Origin of the sequence: Leminorella grimontii (assembly GCF_039789245.1) — a bacterium.
GTDB lineage: Bacteria > Pseudomonadota > Gammaproteobacteria > Enterobacterales > Enterobacteriaceae > Leminorella > Leminorella grimontii.
Genome location: NZ_CP146357.1, coordinates 1,032,390 through 1,050,928 on the forward strand (window position 1 = coordinate 1,032,390; position 18,539 = coordinate 1,050,928).

Here is an 18,539-nt window from a genome sequence, read left to right on the forward strand (position 1 = left end):
AATTCTATACTGCGGCGATTTTTATTCTATGAAAGACGGTGGATGAAACTCGTCGTCAGAAGGCGTCGTTTTAGGCTTTTGGGCGGTGACCGATTATCGGGTCGGATGTATCTATATGAGATGCCGCCTGGGTTCTACGCAAATGACGTGTATAATTGCGGGACACTGCGGAGGCACACTTTTTGACTATGTATGGTTTTCAGCAAAACTCTTTTTCGTTATCCATAAACGACGTTCTTGAACCTCTGTTCGAGGAGATGCAGCGTTCGCAGGCCGTATTGTTACAGGCGCCTCCCGGCGCGGGAAAGTCGACCTGGCTGCCCCTAAAGCTTCTTGAGCAGCCGTGGCTTACCGGGAAAATTATTATGCTGGAGCCGCGCAGGCTGGCGGCGCGCAGCGTTGCCCAAAGGCTGGCGGAACAGCTCAATGAGCCGGTGGGAGAGCGGGTCGGCTATCGCATGCGTTCAGAAAGTCAGTGTGGGGCAAACACGCGCCTTGAGGTGGTTACCGAGGGCGTGCTCATTCGCATGCTCCAGCGAGACCCCATGCTGGAAGGCGTTTCTCTCGTTATCCTCGACGAGTTCCACGAGCGCAGCCTGCAGGCGGATTTGGCCCTTAGCCTGCTGTTAGACGTTCAGGGCGGTTTGAACGATGAATTAAAGCTCCTTATCATGTCGGCCACGCTGGATAACCAAAAGCTTCAGCAAACGCTGCCGCAGGCGCCGGTGATTAGCGCCGAAGGGCGCAGCTTCCCCGTCGAGCGCCGCTACCTGCCTTTACCCTCTACCGGGTACTTTGAAGATAACGTCGCCCAAGCCGTTCGACAGATTTTGAACAAGCATCAGGGCTCGCTGCTGCTGTTTTTACCCGGTGTGGCGGAAATCCGACGCGTATACGATGCGCTGAACGGTACGCTTTCGCCCGATATCGACCTGTGTCCTTTATATGGCGCGCTTTCGCTGGCCGAGCAGCAAAAGGCGATAGCGCCGTCGCCCGACGGCAGGCGCAAGGCGGTGCTGGCAACCAACATTGCTGAAACCAGCCTGACGATTGACGGCATCAGTCTGGTGGTGGACAGCGGCCTGGAGCGTACCGCGCGCTTTGACGCCAAAAGCGGGCTGACTCGCCTGGTGACGATGCGCGTCTCCAAAGCCTCGATGACCCAGCGCGCCGGGCGCGCCGGGCGACTGATGCCCGGCCAGTGTTGGCACCTGTTTTCTCAGGAGCAGGCCGAACGGGCGGCGGAACAGGGCGAACCGGAGATTTTGCAGACCGACCTTTCTATGCTCTCGATGGAGCTTCTACAGTGGGGCTGCCGCGATGCCCTGCAACTCACCTGGCTCGATCGCCCGCCGGAGGCGTCGCTGTCCGCTGCGCGCCGCCTGTTGACTCAGCTTGGCGCGTTGGCGCCGGACGGCGGGCTGAGTCCGGCCGGTAGAAAAATGGCCCAGATGGGCTGCGAACCCCGGCTGGCGGCCATGCTGGCCTTTGCCCAGACGCAGGGAGAAGGCTCGCTGGCGACGGCGCTTCTGCTTACGGCAATGATGGAAGAACCCCCGAGAAGCGGAAGCCGCGACGTGGCGCACTGGTTGTCCAAGCCGCTTCCCCAGTGGCAAAAACGCGTTCGACAGCTTCGCTCCAGGCTGTCTGGCCCAGTGGGAAGGCCGGACGCCGACGAAGCGCCGGTGCTTTTGGCCGTAGGGTTTGCCGACCGCATTGCCCAGCAGCGCGGCTCCGACGGCCGCTATCTGCTGGCAAACGGGCTGGGCGCACAGCTGGAGCCGGACGATCCGCTAAGCCGCTCCCCCTGGCTGGTAGCGGCCTCTTTATTACAGGGCGCCAGTAGCCCCGACGCGAGAATTTTGCTTGGTGTCGCTGCCGATCCCGAGCGGCTTGCCCTGCGCCTTCCCCATTTGGTGAGCAGCCAGAGCGCCATTGAATGGGATGAAGAAAAGGGCACGCTGCGCGCCTGGAAGCGCCAACAGATAGGCCGCCTGGTGCTGAAAGCCGCGCCGCTGGCCAAGCCGTCAACGGAGGAGCTGCACGCAGCGCTGCTTAACTGGGTAAGAACGCAGGGCGTTGACGCGTTGGGCTGGGACGACGACGCTCGCCTGCTTCGTTTGCGCATTCTGCGCGCCCGCGAGTGGCTGCCGGATTCCCCTTGGCCGGACGTCAGCGATGAAGGGCTGCTGGCGTCGCTGGAGCGCTGGCTGCTGCCTGCGCTTGAGGGCGTGCGGGATATTAAAGGCTTAAAGCAGGTTTCTTTAGCTAAGGCGCTGGGCCAGCTGTTGGACTGGCGGCAAAAGCAGCGCCTCGACGACGCGCTGCCTGTCGCCTACCGCGTGCCGACCGACAGCCTGATCCCTATTCGCTATAGCGAGGAGGGGCCGCCCGCGCTGGCCGTGCGGCTACAAGAGATGTTTGGTGAAAGGCAAACGCCGACCATTGCCGATGGGCGCGTTTCTTTGGTGGTCGAACTGCTTTCCCCGGCCCATCGGCCGCTGCAAATTACGCAGGATCTGGCCGCCTTTTGGCAGGGCGCCTATCGTGAAGTGCAAAAAGAGATGAAGGGTCGCTACCCGAAGCACGTATGGCCGGACGACCCGGCGAACGCCGCGCCGACTCGCAGAACCAAGCGGTTTTATGAGGGGTGAACGAGCCAAAATGAGATGGCGAACCTTGCTGTGTTCTAGGGTACAATACGCCCCGGTTGCGAGGATGCAGCCGGGATATTTCAAAGGGAATAAACGAACGTTGCTTGGAGTTATTGATGGCGAAAGCAAAAAAATCCCGTAAGAAGCCAGGCTTGATAAGGCGCCTTTTTGGGCTGTCCGTCAAGCTGGGGATTGTAGCGATAGCGCTGCTGGCGTTTTACGGCGTCTATTTGGACTCTCAGATCCGCAGCCGCATCGACGGCAAGGTGTGGGATCTGCCCGCGGCGGTTTATGGCCGGATGGTCAACCTTGAGCCGGGCATGTCCTATAGCCAAAAGGAGATGGTCGATCTGCTCAACGGCATGCAGTATCGCAACGTCACCAAAATTACCCGGCCTGGTGAATATTCCGTGCAGGGCAACACCATTGAACTCCTGCGCAGGCCGTTTGACTTCCCTGACGCGAAAGAGGGGCAAATCCGCGCCCGATTGGAGTTTAATAATCTGGGCCTGGCGCGCATTTTGAATTTGGATACCGGGCGCGAGTTCGGCTTTTTCCGCCTCGATCCTAAGCTGATTACCATGCTTCAGGCGCCGAACGGCGAACAGCGCCTGTTCGTTGCCGGTAAAAACTTCCCGTATCCGATGTCTGACATGCTGATTGCGACCGAAGACCGCAACTTCTATCAGCACGACGGCATCAGCATTTTGTCTATCGGCCGGGCGGTGCTGGCTAACCTTTCCGCCGGGCGCACGGTGCAGGGCGGCAGTACTCTGACGCAGCAGCTGGTAAAGAACCTGTTTTTAACCAACGAACGCTCCCTGTCGCGCAAGCTGCGCGAAGCCTATATGGCCGTTATTCTCGACGCCCGCTATAGCAAAGAGCGCATTCTTGAACTGTATATGAACGAAGTGTTCCTTGGCCAAAGCGGCGCGGATCAAATTCGCGGCTTCCCACTGGCCAGCCTCTACTTCTTTGGCCGACCGGTTAACGAGCTGAGCGTCGATCAGCAGGCGATGCTGGTGGGGATGGTGAAGGGTGCTTCGCTGTACAACCCGTGGAAGAACCCGCAAATCGTGCTGGAGCGCCGCAACCTGGTGCTGAAGCTGGCGCAGCAGCAAAGCGTTATCGATCAGGAGCTGTATAACGTGCTGAGCGTTCGCCCGCTGGGCGTGCAGCCCAGAGGCGGGGTGATCACTCCGCAGCCTGCGTTTATGCAATTGGTGCATCAGGAAATGAACGAAAAGCTGGGCGATAAGGTGAACAACCTGTCCGGCGTGAAGATTTTCACCACGCTCGATCCGGTATCGCAAAACGCGGCGGAAAAGGCGGTTGAGGACGGTATCCCGGCCCTGCGCGCAGCGCGCGGCGTAAACGATCTGGAAGCGGCGATGGTCATCGTTGACCGCTTCAGCGGCGAAGTGCGCGCGGTGGTCGGCGGCTCTCAGCCGCAGTTCGCCGGCTTTAACCGCGCCGTTCAGGCGCGTCGCCCTATCGGCTCTTTGGCTAAGCCGCCGACCTATCTGACCGCCCTGAGCGAGCCGGATAAGTATCGGCTTAACACCTGGCTTGCCGACGAGGCGCTGGCTATTCCTCAGCCCGGCGGTAAAACCTGGCGGCCGCAAAACTACGATCGCCAGTTCCGCGGCCGCGTGCTGCTGGTGGACGCGCTGGCCAACTCGCTGAATATCCCAACGGTTAATTTGGGACTGGAAGTCGGGTTGGATAAGGTCAGCGATATGCTGCAGCGTCTGGGCGTGCCGGAAAGCTCGATTCAGAAAGTGCCGGCCATGCTGCTCGGGTCGACCAGCCTGACGCCAATGGAGGCCGCGCAGATGTATCAAACCATCGGCAGCGGCGGCCAGAGAGCCAAGCTGTCAGTGCTGCGTTCCGCTATCGCTGAGGACGGCACGGTGCTGTATCAAAGCCTGCCGCAGGCGCAGAGGGTGGTTGAACCGCAGGCGGCCTATCTGACGCTGTATGGGATGCAGCAGGTCGTTGAGCGCGGAACCTCGCGTTCGCTGACGGGGAAGTTCGGCAAGTATCATCTGGCGGCTAAAACCGGTACCACCAACGATCTGCGCGACAGCTGGTTTGTCGGCATCGACGGCAAAGAGGTGGCGATCGCCTGGGTGGGGCGCGACAACAATGGCCCCGCCAAGCTGACCGGCGCCAACGGTTCGCTGACGCTCTATCGCCGCTATCTGGAAAACCAGACGCCGCTGGCGCTCAACCTGGTGATGCCGGAGCGCGTTTCTATGATGGGCATTGACGCTGACGGCAGCTTTGTTTGCAGCGGCGGTGCACGTACGCTGCCGGTGTGGACCGACTTCCCGGACGATCTGTGTCGACAGCAGCAGCCTGCGGCTCCTGCCCAGCAGGAAGAGAGCAGCGTGCCGGGCTGGATCAGGGATATGTTCGGCAACTGATGCATGACCGTGCTTTAGGGTAAATAACGGAAGGCCGCTTTGAGAAAATGCGGCCTTTTCTCTAAAACGGATATGTTTGGCGTAGTTTGAAAGGAGATTAAGTACATGGAGTTAACGTTAGAGCGCATGCGACAGGCGTTTGCCGATCTGCCCGAAGGCTATGTGACCTACGAAGAATTTTTTTCCCACCGGCCCATTGTGGACTTTTATCAGCAGAGCATCCAACAGAAGCGACAGGATGACGCCGTAAGGTTTCTGGCCAGCGAGTTTAGCCAGAAGTCCCTGCCGCAGGCGGCGCTGATGGCGTTTCTTTGCGGCAGCCTGGTTGAGAGCGGCGCCTCGCCGGAAACCGCCTTTCTTCCCTCTGCAAACCTGCTGCTAGCTATTCTTCAAGAGCTTGAGCCTTACTGTGCCGAAGCGCCGAGCGAGGTAGAAGAGGGGGAAGAAGACGAAGAGAATATCGCTGCCTCCACGCATTTTAGCGACGTGCAGGCGCTTCTTGCCAACCTGTCGAAAGAGCCCAAAGATCGGTTAGATAAGCTGCATCGCGCCGCTGATATTCTGGTGCTGCCTTTAATGGCGATGCTGATGCGCAGCCCGGAAAACCATCGACGCTTTCTGGAAAATAAGGCGCTGGTCGCCCTGATTCGAGACTGTGCCTATAACAATACCCTTGAGTTTAGCGATCTGCACTATTTAGAGCTGTCGGCACAGTTGACCTACGAGGACATCGTCGTGGTGCTCCCGACCAGCCGAACCGGTCTTTTGGTGAGGATCCACGCCGCCAACAACACCTTTCACGCGCTGACGCTGCTCCAGCCGCTGATGGCGGAGCATGCCGCTGCCCTACGGTTAGGACGCGTGAATCCCGACGTTTTACAACCCGAATCGGTGGAGTATGCGCGCTATAGCTGGCTGTCAGCCGTCGCCTATCAGGGCGGCGAGCTAAAAAACAGCCTGGCGCTGGCGTGGGGCGAGCCCCCTTTATACTCGCACCCGAGGCGCGGTGGGAAAGTGGTGCTTTTTGCCGTTGAAGATGAAGAGAAGAACTACCTGAAAAGAAGCTGGAATAACTTCTGTAGCGTCATCCATGAGGAACAGCGCGCCAGCGCGACGTTTATACGCTATCTGACCGAGGAAGAGGTTTCTCTATATATGGCGGGTTAGACCCGGTTTTCCCGTTTTCTCCTTCCATTTTCTTCCTTGTTTTATTTTGAAATAACCCGCTTTCATTTTGAAATGAAAGCGGGTTTCTTCATATTAAGAAACGTGATGCCAGTCACCGGCGAAAAAACGAATCTGAAAAGGAGAGTCATTAAAAGCGTTTAATATCAAATAGATATAATTTTACCGTTTGAATTTATGCCGCTTGGCACGGCGAATGCAATAAGGAGGGCGTAGCTAACAACAAACTCAAAAAGGAGAAAGTGAATGACTTTTAAAATTCTGCTTCCGCAGGAAATCATGCAGGAAGGAAGAGAATATCTTGAAAGCCGCGGCTATCAGCTGATTGACGGCTCCGGGATGGAAGAAGAGGACATTATCCGCGACATTCCCGACTGCGACGGCATCATCGTTCGTCTTTCCAAAATGTCCGATCGCGTGTTTGAAGCGGCGAAAAAGCTGAAGGTGGTCGCTCGCCACGGCGCCGGCTACGACACCGTCGACCTGGAGTCCGCCAAGCGTCACGGCGTCACCGTGCTCAATGCCCCGGTGGCAAACAGCATGTCGGTGGCTGAACTGGCCATTTTCTACATGCTGCACTGCTCTCGCAACTTCAAGCTGGTCCAGCAAAAAATGCTGGAAGACTACTACTTCGCCAAGCTGCGCACGCCAAAGGTTGAGCTGGACGGTAAAACGCTGGGCATCATCGGCGTCGGCAACATCGGCTCTCGCGTAGCGCTTAAGGCCCTTCACGGCTTTAACATGAAGGTCATCGCCTACGATCCGTACAAGACTCAGGAGCAGGTTCCGGAAGGCGTAGAGCTGACCGACGACTTCGATCGCATCTTTAAAGAGAGCGACTTTGTCTCTCTGCACTGCCCGGCGACTAAAGAAACCTTCGACTTCATCGGCGAGAAGCAGCTTGCCATGATGAAGCCGACCGCTTATCTCATCAACACGGCGCGCGGAAAGATTGTCGATGAAGGCGCGCTGTATCGCGCTCTGAAAGACGGCTTTATCGCCGGCGCTGGCGTAGACGTTCTGAAAGAAGAGCCGTTTAATCCTGAACATCCGCTGTTTAGCCTGAACAATATCGTTATTGCCCCCCACATTGGCGCGGCGACCAAAGAGGCAACGGACAGGGCTTCCCTGCATTCCGCCATCGGCGTTGACGAAGTGCTGTCTGGCAAAAAGCCATCCTGGCCGGTCCCTGGATTCTGAGGAGAATAAAAATGACGATTGGAAATCGAATCTTCACCAAGCGCCCTGAGTTTGATCTCGCACTGCTCGAGGGTTACAAAGCGCTTCCTGCCGCCAACGTAGCGGACAAAATGAACCGCATCGCCGTACTGGGCAACGGTATTCGGCGGATTTCATCGCCCAAGGCGCCGGTAATGGCGGGCTATGCGATTACCGTAAAGGCTCGCGCCGGGGATAACCTAATGCTGCACGCCGCGCTGGACATGGCGGGAGAAAATGACGTGATCGTGGTTTCAAACGAAGGCGATCGTTCGCGTGCGCTGATGGGCGAAATCATGGTGGCCTATGCGCACTACGATAAAAAGATCGCCGGCATCGTGCTGGACGGCCCGATACGGGATATCGACGCGCTGTCACAAATGGACTTCCCCCTTTTCGCCACCGGCTCCAACCCGGCCGGCCCTTTCAAAGAGGGACCGGGCGAGGTGAATACGCCGATTGCCGTCGGCGGCGTGGCCGTTTGTCCGGGCGATCTCATCATCGGTGACGCCGATGGCGTTATCGTTGTTCCTTTAAGCGACGCCGCTGGCCTGCTTGAGGCAGCGACGGAGTATGCGAAGTTTGACTCCTCCAAGGTTGAAGCGGCAAAAAGCGGAAAGGCGAACCGCGCTTGGGTAAATAAGTCGCTTATTGAAAAGGGCGTTGAAGTTATCGACGACGTGTATCGCTAAGCGCACGTTTTCTATAAATTCTCATAAATAATAATCAGCCATGCTAACCGCACGGCGGCGCATGGCTGTCAAAAAAGGGTAACAACGATGTTCTATTTAAAACTCTTACCTATTATTTTATTTCCGGTGCTTTTCTGGGTTATACCTAATCCCGAAGGCGTTTCGGCCCAGACGTGGCACATGGTCGGCATTTATTTGGCGATGCTGTGCGGGCTGGTTTTACGCCCATTTACCGATGCGGTCATTATGCTCATTATTCTTGGCATCGCTTCGGTCTTTATTTCTCCCAACCTGCTTTTCGCCGGATTCGGCAGCCCGATGGTATGGTTTATCATCAGCGCCTTTATCATCTGTAAGGCGTTCGTCATTACCGGACTGGGTAAACGAATCGCCTATTTGTTGCTGAGAAAATACGGAAAAAATACGCTGACGCTCGGCTATCTAATGATGGTAACCGACACCGTTTTGGCGCCGGCGACCGGTTCCAACATGTCTCGCTCCGGCGGCATCACCTATCCTATTTTCCGCAATATCGCCGAAGCGCTGGGCTCCACGCCTGAAGAGGGCAGCCGCAAAATCGGCGCCTACCTGACTATCCTGATGTACGTTGTGTCAATGGGCACCTCGTCGCTGTTTTTGACCGGCATGGCGACTAACTCGATCACCGTGTCGCTTGCTAACGAAATCATGGGGGTAAACCTCGAGTGGATGGTCTGGTTCAAGGCCGCCATCGTTCCCGCCGGCATTATCCTGTTGGCCGCGCCGCTGATTATGTACAAGCTTTATGCGCCCGAACTGAAAAAGATCGACAACGTGGCTGAAATCGCAAATCAGGGGCTATCCGCGCTTGGGCCGGTGAAGCGTGAAGAAAAGCTGCTGATGCTCTTCTTCGTGCTGGGCGTTTTAGGCTGGATGACAGGCTCGCTGACGGGCATTGCCTTTATTCCCGTCGGATTGGCGTTTTTAGGCTGCCTACTGCTGTTTAAAGTGCTGAGCTGGAACGACGTGGTTAGCGAAAAGAGCGCGTGGCAAACCTTCGTATGGTACGGCGCGTTTTACGGCGCGGCGGTAGCGCTTTCCAAGGGCGGTTTCTATGTCTACCTGGTGGAGCTGATTAAAAACTATCTCGATCTTTCCCAACTGAGTGAGCTTAGCGCGCTGGGCGTGCTGGTGTTCATCAGCCTGGCGGTGCGCTACTTCTTTGTTTCCAACAGCGCCTTTGTGGTGTCTTTCTATCCGGTGCTGTTCACGCTGGGAATGACGACGCAAGCACACCCTATGTACGTCGCGCTTTCGCTGGCCTTCTCTGCGGGCTATGGCGCGCTGCTTACCCACTACGGCAACGGCGCGGGCGTATTCACCTTCTCAAGCGGATACGTGCCGCAAAAAACGTTCTGGCTGCTTGGCACCATCATGGTGCTCATCAACGTGTTGGTCTACTTCCTCATCGGCATACCGTACTGGAAGATGATTGGAATTTAACGTTTTAAGGATGCCTTATGAAACTGGATATTTTGATTAAAAACGGCCTGGTTGCCGACGTAGAGAGCGGAACTTTTTCTAACCGCAGTATCGGGGTACGGGCAAACAGGATAGTCAGTCTGGCTGACGGTGATGAAGCAGACGTGGAGACCGTGATTGACGCAAACGGCGCGCTGGTGCTGCCGGGGCTGATTGACTTTCATGCGCACGTTTTTCACGGCGGTGCGCCGATTAGCGTCAATCCAGACGTGGTTTGCCTTCCCAACGGCGTCACCGGCATCGTTGACGCCGGAAGCAGCGGCTGGGCGAACTATCCCTCGTTTTTTAACTCGGTGATTACGCCTTCGACGGTGAAAATCAAGAGCTATCTAAACGTAGTGAACGTGGGGCTCTCCACGCTGGGCGGCGGCCCAACCGGGTATTTGGAAAATACTAACCCTGCCAACTACAACGTGGAAAGAATCAAAGCGACGTTTGAGCGCCATAGCGAAAACCTGCTGGGCCTTAAGCTGCGCTACAGTCAGGACATCGCTAAAAACCGGAATTACAGCGCCGATCCGTTTCTTGCTACGCGGGCGCTGGCCGATGCGCTGAACGTCTCTTTGTGCGTACACGTGACCGATTCGCTGATGAGCGCCGACGAGCTGGTCGGCCACTTCAGGGAAGGGGACGTTTATGCCCACTGCTTCCACGGCACCGGCCATACGATACTGGACGACTCGGGCAAGCTGTATGATTCGGTCAAAGCCGCCAAGGCGCGGGGCGTTATTTTCGACTGTTCCAACGGCGTGGCCCACTTTGACTTTAAGGTTGCCAGAGCGGCGATGGAAGACGGCTTTCTGCCCGACGTGATAAGCACGGACTTAACGACCAGAAACAGCCTGAGAACCAATAAGGTCTACAGCCTGCCGTTCATCATGTCGAAGTACTACAACATGGGAATGCCCCTGATTGACGTTATTCGGGCTGTGACCCAAACGCCGGCCCGATTGATGAAGATGGCCGGAGAAATCGGCACGCTGAAGCCAGGCGCCTTTGCGGATATTTCCATTATGAAGGTTCGTCATGAAAATATCGTTTTTGAAGATACGGTCGGAGAAACCATGAAAGGGGATAAGTATTTCGACAACTGCGCGACCGTGTGCAACGGCCAAATAGTTTATCGGAGATTTAGCTTCTAATTTCTTTATTGTGCCGCAGGTAAAACTGCGGCTTTTTTATGGCTTCCCCGATTCTTTATCCCCGCTCATCACACTTTTACACGCTGCCGACGCAGGCGGGATCGTGGGGATGATACTATCTGGTCGAGTTAAAGTTGATGGATAAACGTTGGACTGGCCATGGGTAAAAATGAAATTGTCATATTCTCGGTTTCTCTGAGGATCACGCAGCGTATTTCTACGCTGCTTGCCGAGAGAAAGCTTCAGATCCCGGTTTATGAGCTCAATTATTTTGACGTTCTTGATAAAGCGAATGAGCTAATAAAAAACGGCACCAAAATAATCATCAGCCGGGGTGGAACGGCCGATCTCCTGAGAAACAACGTCAGTATCCCCATCGTCGAGATATCGCATAATTTTTATGGCATCTACCGGACGCTTAAAGAGGCGAGGGAGAAGTCCCATAAGATCGCAGCCGTCGGCTTTCCGAGGTTTTGCGACATGCTTAAGCACTATCAGAGCCTGACGAACGAGGAGTTTAAAATATGTCAGGTGTATAACCACGCCGACATTGAAAACGTTATCAGGCAGCTGTCGGAAGAGAACTATCGGCTGGTTATCGGCGGGCTTACCGTAGCGGAGAAGGCGAAAAAGTACGGCCTCGGCGTCGTGATGGGGGATACGGATAATATCTCTATCGAGCAGGCGCTTAACGAGGCCTTCAGCTTTCTGAAATACATTCGGGAAGAAAACGAGAAGCTGCTGATTTCCAACGCGGCGCTGAACCAGACTCGCGAAGGCATTTTATGTATTGATGAGTCGGGAGAAATTAAGCGAATCAACGCCAAGGGCGTCGATATCTTTAAATGTAATGCTGGCGAAAACATATTTAGAAAACCTCATTTTGAGCCAATCCATAACAGCATTATCAATGAGGTTGAGCTTAAGGATCACCCCGTTGAAATTCACGGTGAAACCGTATTTTTAAACCTCAGGCACGTTAAGAACAGGCAGAACTTCTACACCATTTTATCGGGCAACCGCTCGGACAGCGCTTTCATACTTAACGGTAAAGCGGGCGGAAAGCTGTCGCCGAAAAGCTTTTTGGTGAAGTACGGCTTTTCCGACATCGTTGGATCGTCAAAGCCCTTGATGCACGCCGTCGACCTGGCGAAGACCTATGCGAAATTTGATTTCCCCGTGCACATCTATGGCGAAACGGGGACCGGCAAGGAGCTGTTCGCCCAGAGCATACACGGTGAAAGCGCGCGCAAAAATGAGCCGTTTATTGCGATAAACTGTGCGGCGCTGCCGGAAAGCATTCTGGAAAGCGAACTGTTTGGCTACGTTGACGGCGCCTTTACCAGCGCGCGTAAGGGGGGAAAGGTCGGCATTTTCGAGCTTGCCCGCAACGGCACGGTGTTTATCGATGAAATCAGCGAAGCGCCGCTGTCCGTCCAGATTAAGCTTCTGCGCGTACTGCAAGAAAAGTCGTTTACGCGATTGGGCGGTGAGTCGCTAATCAGCACTGACTTCAGGCTCATTACGGCCAGCAATAAGGACCTGTCGCCGCTGGTTGTGAGCGGGGCGTTCAGGGAAGACCTCTTTTACCGAATCAACATACTGAATCTCAACCTGCCGGGCCTCTGCGAAAGGCGTGACGACGTGATGGCGATTATCTACGCGCTGTTGGCGCAAAGCGGCCGAGAGCTCTCCTTTACCGACGCCGCGATTGCCTGCCTTAAAGAATACGCCTGGCCGGGCAACGTTCGCGAGCTTCAGGCGGTTGTCTATCGGCTGTTGGTTCTGGCGGAGCGAGACGTTGTCGACCGTGAGGATTTGTACCGCTATGGGAAGATGGCGCGTTCAGACGCCTCTGCATCAGCTTCTCTTGCGATTGATGCGGATGCCACCGACTTGCTCAGGAAGAACGAGCAGCACCTTATCAGGGAGGTTATGGCGTTAACGGCGGGGGACAGAGTAAAGGCATCAGCGATTTTAGGCATTAGTCCTTCTACGCTGTGGAGAAAGACAAAGGTGCTGGAGTAGCAAAAGTAGCGGCGCCCGATTGGGCGCCGCTAAGGTTAATAGGAAAGGTGGAAATTAGAAGCTGTACTTCATCCCCAGAGTGGCGGAGGTGTCGCTGTAGCCGGCGTCGCCGAGCTGCTGGCCCACGTTCCCCCACACCGTGAAGCGCGGAGACGTCATGCCTTCAACGCCGAGCTTAAGCTCTCCGACGTTTTTAGCGCCTTTTTGCTCGTCGCGCGTTTCGTTCATTTTGACCGTCGCGTTGCGGGTGTTGTGCAGCCAGTTTGCTTCAATAAACGGCTGGAATTCTCTGCCCTTACCGTTATCCTGCTCGCTGTGGCCCATCATGGAAGCGCGAAGGCCCAGGCGCGTCATCACGTTGCCCGCCGAGTCGTCCTGTACTCGCGTTCCGTTGTTTTCGGTATGGTCATCCGCTTTAACGTCCATCCAGATAACCTGGGCTTTGGGCTGCAGCCAGTAGCTGGCGTTTTGGGTCTGCCCCAGCTTGAAGGTATATCCGCTTTCTACCGAAGCCGTGACGCCCTTGGAAGAATACTTCTCGGCAGACAGTCCTTCGCCCTCTACGCGGTTATCGAACCAGTTATAGAGTGCCCAGGTGTCGACGTACAGACCTGACTTGTCTTCTGCATTGGCATACCAAGTGCCGTACAGACCCGCGCTGTAGCCGGTGCTGTGGCCGCGAGAGGTGTGGTCGGTCACGTCAGAGTGGGTCTTGCTGCGATTGTTGGCATAGCCGCCCATAACGCCCAGGTGCCAGTGGTCAAGCCCGTTTCGGCTCCACTGAGCAACGTCGCCGCCGAGCTGTGCGACGTAGCGGTTGCTGGTGGTTTTTAGCTGCTCGCTGCCGTCTTTAAAGCCGTTGTGGCCGCCGACGTGGCGCATCCACAGGCTGGTGACTTTCTTTTCGCCGGTCAGGGCATCGGTATACTGAGTTTCGCCCAGACGGTCATGCAATTGGGTGATAAACAGGGTATTGGCCGCCGCGTTGTTGGCCAGATAGCTGCCTGCTTCCGGGCGATAAACGTGCTGGTCGTCATCGCTGGGAGTTGGCGTGGGGGTTGGTGTCGGATCCGGATCGGGCGTAGGCGCTGGCGCCGGTGAATAAGTGCTGGTCAGGTACCAGTTCTTATCGTTGGTGCTCGATCCCTTTTCGAGACGGTATTCGTAAGCGCCGGCGACAATACGCCCCTGCTGCGTAAAGGTGGCGTCGGAGTTACCCGCAACGCTGATTAACTCAATCCCTTCCAGCGTTTGAGCGCCGAGGCCGCCTGCGTTTTTAACGGCGACGAAGGCCGTGCCGGAGGCGTTGCCCGTAACGTTCAGTTTGTCCGTCAGAGAGGCGTCTTCGTTTAGTTCGGTATTAAAGACGATCGTTCCTCCGTTACCGACAAAGTCGCTTACGCTAAGCGTTACTGGAGTAAAGCTTCCCGTTCCGGCGTATTCCCGCTGGAACGTCAGGGTACCGGCAAGGTTAAGCGAGGAGAGGGTCTGGTCGAATCCGTTAAGATCGAGCGTTCCTGCCGTTTGAACGTTAAAGACGGACGCGCTGCTGAACGCCGTGTTTGAACCCGCTTGAAGCGTACCGTCATAAACGGTGGTGCTTCCGGTATACTGATGAGTTCCCGTTAGTCTGGTTACGCTGTTTGCGCCGCGATGCTCCAGGCTGCCGTTCCCCCTGGTGTTAGAGGCGAACTCATAGTCACCGTCGGTGTGGTTAAAGTTGATAACGCCCTTTTGGCCGATAATGATATTTTCCGCGTTAAGCGTACCCGCCTGAACGGCAGACTGACCCGCAGCGGCGCCGATGTTGAGTATGCCGGTGCTGATATTGTTGTAGCCAAATCCCATGCTCGCCGTACCCGCAGCGGCGTTGACGTTAACGACGCCGCCGTTGTTGATGGTCAGCGTACCTACTGAATCGGCGCCGGCCAGGTTGGATCCCACAAAAATGAGACGTCCAACGGTGAGCTCGGAATTCTGTCCGCTGACTACGACGTGCCCCTCTGAACCATTCTCAAAGGCAATCAGCATCTGGCCTGCCGTGCCGACGGTAACCTTACCGGCGTTGGTGACGTTGAGCCTGCCTATGCCCTGCGCGCCGATGGTCATTGAGCGAAGCACTTCTACATGGCCGCCGGTGCTGACGTTGACGATGCCCGTACTGTTTTGAAGATAGCCGGTTTCCAGGGTGTCTTCAGAATAGAGGTAACCGCCGTTCTCAACCGTGAGTTCCCCCTGACCGCCGGAAGTGCCCAGACGGATGCTTGGCATGAGGACGTTATTGTTTCTATCATTGGCGTCGACTAGCGTTAAAGACGATCCTGCGCCGCTGATGGTCAGCGAGCCCGTAGAACCTGCTCCAGCGCCGATATAGCCGCTAAATCCGCTGACTGCGCGGCCTCCGCTGATAGTCAGCGAACCGCTGTTGGTTGCTGAAGGTGCGGAAACATCGGCGCCAATGATAACGCGATAAAGGTGGTCCCAATCGCCCGTTGCGTTTGTCGTTGCGTCAAGAGTCACGTTTTCACTGTTGTTAATCGTGAGATCGTCTTGGGCCGCAGGAGAATAATCAGCCAAAGCAATAGAAGGGAGCGTTCCTAGAAGTATTGAAATAGAGAGTGCGATGGTAGAAATGCGAATTTTATCTTTATCCATGACAAAGCGTTCCTTGTATATGTTCACTCTTAAAATAAAAGAGGGGATAATAATTCCGGTTTTCTTATATGTCTGGCATGGCTGTAATACAGAGCGCTCAGCCGTTACCGGTTTAGCCTTCTGCTATGCCATACGTAGTCATTTATAGGGTTTTTTAGGCATTAACTTAAATTTAATAAGCTAATGCTCGTTCGATGATGCTACCAATATTTTGGCTTTGATCAACATTTTAGTTTGTCCAAATTTGTCATTTAGATTTTTAATCTAATTGTTTTGCTATTTATATCTTTTTTGTTTTTTCTATGCGTGACATATAGATTATGAGATCGAGATGTTTGGGGTATATAGAATTACTGCTTTCTTTAATATCGAATAAATATATCCATATTCGTTATTTTTTCGTAAATAAAACGGTTGTTGCTGTTTATTATTTCTTCTTTGTTAAATGTAGGTGTAATTTTTAATTATTTCTTGTTTATAAATATAGCCGGGAAATAGTATTGATTGGGAAGCGATCGAGGGGCGGCGTCTTGGATGTTCAAGGTCGTTTAAGTTTGCTGTCAGGAAGGTAGGTGGAGGGAAGGGGAATCGCTTAACCTCAGACCTCAAAAGAGGCCGAAGTTAAGCGACGTTGGGGCTTAAAGAGGCTATTCGAGGGAAACGGGGACGACGTTCTCGCTCGGGAAGCAGCCAAGCACTTTGACCGAGCGCGTAATTGGGCGCAGGTCTTCCAATGCGCCCTGCATTTCGATGGAGTTCAGGTTGGCCTGCATATCGATATAGAACATCTCCTCCCACGGATTGCCGTTGATGGGGCGAGATTCCAGCTTGGTCATCACGATATTGTGCTTACGCAGCACCAGCAGCGCCTCGACCAGCGCACCAGACTGCTGGCCGGTCGCCATGATTAGAGTGGTCTTGGCCGGTATTTGCGCGGCGACCTCAATGGGCTTACGGGCAACGACGATAAAGCGGGTGATGTTTTCTTTTTGGTTAGCCCGTATGTGTTCCAATACCTGAAGTTGGTACAGCGCGCCCCCTGGCTCGCTGCCGACGGCGACCGCGTGCGGCGACTTGAGGCTTGCGACTTTTTCCATAGCGGCAGAGGTGCTCTCGCAGTATTCGATTTTCCAATCGGGGAAGCCGCTCAGGTACTGGGTGCACTGCTGGAAAGGCTGCGGGTGACTGTAGAGGGTGGTGACTTGATCGAGCGTCGTCTCCACCGCGCTGAGCAGGCAGTGGTTAATCGGGTTGGTCAGTTCGCCGACGATAAACAGGCTGGTGGACTGCAGGAGATCGTAGACTTCATTAATCGATCCCGAGCTGGTGTTTTCGATAGGCAGCACGCCGTAGTCTGCCTGGCCGGTTTCAACCAGCTTAAAGATGTCGTCGAATCGGCTGCATCCGCATTCGACGAGGCCGTCAAAGTAGCGGGCGGCGTATTGGCGAGCGGCCAGATGCGAGTAGGAGCCCTTGGGGCCGAGAAAGGCAATTCTGGCGGTGCTGAGCTTGTCCTGATTGATAAACTGCTGCAGGAGTGCCTGTTGCGTCAGTACGGAGTCTTCAATGATCAGCTGAAATACGCGGGTAATGTAGTGCCCGTCCAGGCTGTGCTTTTTGCCTTCTTCAACCAGGCGGCCAAGCAGCGCGCGCTCGCGTTCCTTATCACGGATCGGTAGATGGGTGGCCTGTTTGGTGCGTGCTACGTCCAGCGCCAGGCTGCGGCGCTGCGCCAGCAGTTCCAGCAGTTGCAGGTCAAGCGCGGTAATGCGTTCTCTGAGTCCAAGCAGTGGGTTTTCGTTCATAACGTTGTGTCACCTGTTTTTATACCCGTCATACTTCAAGTTGCCTGTGCGTTGGCTGTAAATACTCGGCCCATCCATGGGCCTCGCCCTTGCGGGCCGCCGCAAACGGCGTTCAAATCTGTTCCAGACAGATTTGTCGTTCACCCCAGTCACTTACTTATGTAAGCTCCTGGGGATTCACTCCCTTGCCGCCTTCATGCAACTCGAATTATTTAGGGTATATGTTCTGTAGTAATAAAAAGCGTCCAATAAAAAAGCCTCCCTTTTGGGAGGCTTCAGTGTTCGTCTTCGCTTTCTTTCTGCTCGCTTCGGAGCTACGGACGAAACGCCTCCCAGTCAGGGGTGGCTAAAAAAGAAAGCGAAGAAAAACGGCACGGATCTCATTGCGTTGGAAATATCCTGAATAAAAAGATGCCCTAACTTAACCGGCACCTTTCCGCTCTGTCAACCGATATTGTTCATCGGCGAAGTAAAAGGCCCAAATGCAGGGAAGGCGAAGGCGTTATGGCCTACCGGAATGAAAAACGCGCCCCGGAGGGCGCGTAAAATAAAAAAGAGAAATCAAATCAATCTTCTTGCAGCTGCTGCAGATTCGCTTCCTTTACGCTGCCGTCGGCGCGGCGGGCTTCCGCCTTGTGCTGCACTTTGTTGAGCTGGCGTTCAAGCTTTAACAGCAGCTCGTTGATAGCAGCATACATGTCTTCATGTTTGGCGCTGGCGACCAGTGGGCCGTTCGGCGTTGTTATCGTCGCATCGGCAACGAACACTTTAGGTTCTTTAGAAAGTACGATATGGGGATTAATTAACTGAACCTGCCATTTCTCCAGCTTTTTGAGACGGTCTTCGACGTGAGTGCGAATTGCCGGGGTAATATCCATTTGTTTGCTAGTAATATTTACTGTCATATAACTTACCTCTTTATCAGTCAACTGCCGTCAAATTCAATTTTAGAATACCGCTCCGGGCAAACAATTATGTGATCGAAATCAATTTTTCCTTTGCCCTGAAGTAAAGATGGCAGAAGTGTGATAACCGTAGTGGTTTGCGACTTTCTGCTTGAGTAATCAGTATAGCTCAAGCAATATTATCAGTTGTGTCGACCTTACAAATCTGTACAAAAGAACACCAATTCCCCTTTTTTTAATCAATTATTTTTTATCTTCCGCAATGTTCCACTTCATTTGAGCGCCTGCGGCTGCGCCTTTTTGGC

General features: G+C 54.7%; 10 protein-coding genes, 1 pseudogene and 1 other annotated feature. Of the genes and pseudogenes, 8 read left to right on the top strand and 3 right to left on the bottom strand.

The window, feature by feature from the left end:
• Positions 1 to 188: 188 nt before the first annotated feature.
• The 8 genes and pseudogenes from hrpB to V8L73_RS04955 all read left to right on the top strand — a co-directional run bounded on the left by hrpB (position 189) and on the right by V8L73_RS04955 (position 12,869).
• Positions 189 to 2,654, top strand: a complete 2,466-nt coding sequence (hrpB, locus tag V8L73_RS04920) for an ATP-dependent helicase HrpB (RefSeq protein WP_422655612.1) — start codon at positions 189 to 191, stop codon at positions 2,652 to 2,654.
• A gap of 140 nt (positions 2,655 to 2,794) precedes the next feature.
• Positions 2,795 to 5,083 (top strand): annotated as a pseudogene (gene mrcB / locus V8L73_RS04925) (bifunctional glycosyl transferase/transpeptidase); the annotation flags it as partial.
• Between the two features lie 105 nt (positions 5,084 to 5,188).
• Positions 5,189 to 6,250: a hypothetical protein gene (locus V8L73_RS04930; RefSeq protein ID WP_347254258.1), complete on the top strand. Its 1,062-nt coding sequence runs from the start codon at positions 5,189 to 5,191 to the stop codon at positions 6,248 to 6,250.
• Between the two features lie 264 nt (positions 6,251 to 6,514).
• Positions 6,515 to 7,468, top strand: coding sequence for a hydroxyacid dehydrogenase (locus V8L73_RS04935; RefSeq protein ID WP_347254259.1), 954 nt, complete (start codon positions 6,515 to 6,517; stop codon positions 7,466 to 7,468).
• Between the two features lie 11 nt (positions 7,469 to 7,479).
• Complete coding sequence (locus V8L73_RS04940) at positions 7,480 to 8,178, top strand: RraA family protein (RefSeq protein WP_261831229.1); 699 nt, start codon at positions 7,480 to 7,482, stop codon at positions 8,176 to 8,178.
• An 87-nt stretch (positions 8,179 to 8,265) separates the two neighbouring features.
• Entirely contained in the window at positions 8,266 to 9,660 is a 1,395-nt protein-coding gene (locus V8L73_RS04945; RefSeq protein ID WP_027274027.1) for a DASS family sodium-coupled anion symporter, read from the top strand.
• A gap of 17 nt (positions 9,661 to 9,677) precedes the next feature.
• A complete protein-coding gene (locus V8L73_RS04950; RefSeq protein WP_347254260.1) occupies positions 9,678 to 10,841 on the top strand; it encodes a metallo-dependent hydrolase in 1,164 nt (387 codons plus the stop codon).
• Positions 10,842 to 11,000: 159 nt separating this feature from the next.
• Positions 11,001 to 12,869 carry a sigma 54-interacting transcriptional regulator gene (locus V8L73_RS04955; RefSeq protein ID WP_347254261.1) on the top strand — a complete coding sequence of 623 codons (1,869 nt, stop codon included), beginning with the start codon at positions 11,001 to 11,003 and terminating at the stop codon, positions 12,867 to 12,869.
• A 54-nt stretch (positions 12,870 to 12,923) separates the two neighbouring features.
• Here V8L73_RS04955 and V8L73_RS04960 read toward each other — a convergent pair whose 3' ends face one another.
• The 3 genes from V8L73_RS04960 to raiA all read right to left on the bottom strand — a co-directional run bounded on the left by V8L73_RS04960 (position 12,924) and on the right by raiA (position 18,234).
• A complete protein-coding gene (locus tag V8L73_RS04960) occupies positions 12,924 to 15,524 on the bottom strand; it encodes an autotransporter outer membrane beta-barrel domain-containing protein (RefSeq protein WP_347254262.1) in 2,601 nt (866 codons plus the stop codon).
• A gap of 647 nt (positions 15,525 to 16,171) precedes the next feature.
• Positions 16,172 to 17,329, bottom strand: coding sequence for a bifunctional chorismate mutase/prephenate dehydratase (gene pheA / locus V8L73_RS04965; protein ID WP_027274024.1), 1,158 nt, complete (start codon positions 17,327 to 17,329; stop codon positions 16,172 to 16,174).
• Between the two features lie 247 nt (positions 17,330 to 17,576).
• Positions 17,577 to 17,714, bottom strand: a sequence feature (Phe leader region).
• Positions 17,715 to 17,895: 181 nt separating this feature from the next.
• Positions 17,896 to 18,234, bottom strand: coding sequence for a ribosome-associated translation inhibitor RaiA (raiA, locus tag V8L73_RS04970; protein WP_027274023.1), 339 nt, complete (start codon positions 18,232 to 18,234; stop codon positions 17,896 to 17,898).
• Between the last annotated feature and the right edge of the window lie 305 nt (positions 18,235 to 18,539).

What these genes read in the sequence shown, in the direction of transcription:
- V8L73_RS04930 (WP_347254258.1), top strand. Translation starts at nt 5,189, where the DNA reads ATGGAGTTAACGTTAGAGCGCATGCGACAGGCGTTTGCCGATCTGCCC.
- V8L73_RS04945 (WP_027274027.1), top strand. Translation starts at nt 8,266, where the DNA reads ATGTTCTATTTAAAACTCTTACCTATTATTTTATTTCCGGTGCTTTTC.
- V8L73_RS04960 (WP_347254262.1), bottom strand. Translation starts at nt 15,524, where the DNA reads ATGGATAAAGATAAAATTCGCATTTCTACCATCGCACTCTCTATTTCA.
- V8L73_RS04955 (WP_347254261.1), top strand. Translation starts at nt 11,001, where the DNA reads ATGGGTAAAAATGAAATTGTCATATTCTCGGTTTCTCTGAGGATCACG.
- V8L73_RS04940 (WP_261831229.1), top strand. Translation starts at nt 7,480, where the DNA reads ATGACGATTGGAAATCGAATCTTCACCAAGCGCCCTGAGTTTGATCTC.
- pheA (WP_027274024.1), bottom strand. Translation starts at nt 17,329, where the DNA reads ATGAACGAAAACCCACTGCTTGGACTCAGAGAACGCATTACCGCGCTT.
- raiA (WP_027274023.1), bottom strand. Translation starts at nt 18,234, where the DNA reads ATGACAGTAAATATTACTAGCAAACAAATGGATATTACCCCGGCAATT.
- hrpB (WP_422655612.1), top strand. Translation starts at nt 189, where the DNA reads ATGTATGGTTTTCAGCAAAACTCTTTTTCGTTATCCATAAACGACGTT.
- V8L73_RS04950 (WP_347254260.1), top strand. Translation starts at nt 9,678, where the DNA reads ATGAAACTGGATATTTTGATTAAAAACGGCCTGGTTGCCGACGTAGAG.
- V8L73_RS04935 (WP_347254259.1), top strand. Translation starts at nt 6,515, where the DNA reads ATGACTTTTAAAATTCTGCTTCCGCAGGAAATCATGCAGGAAGGAAGA.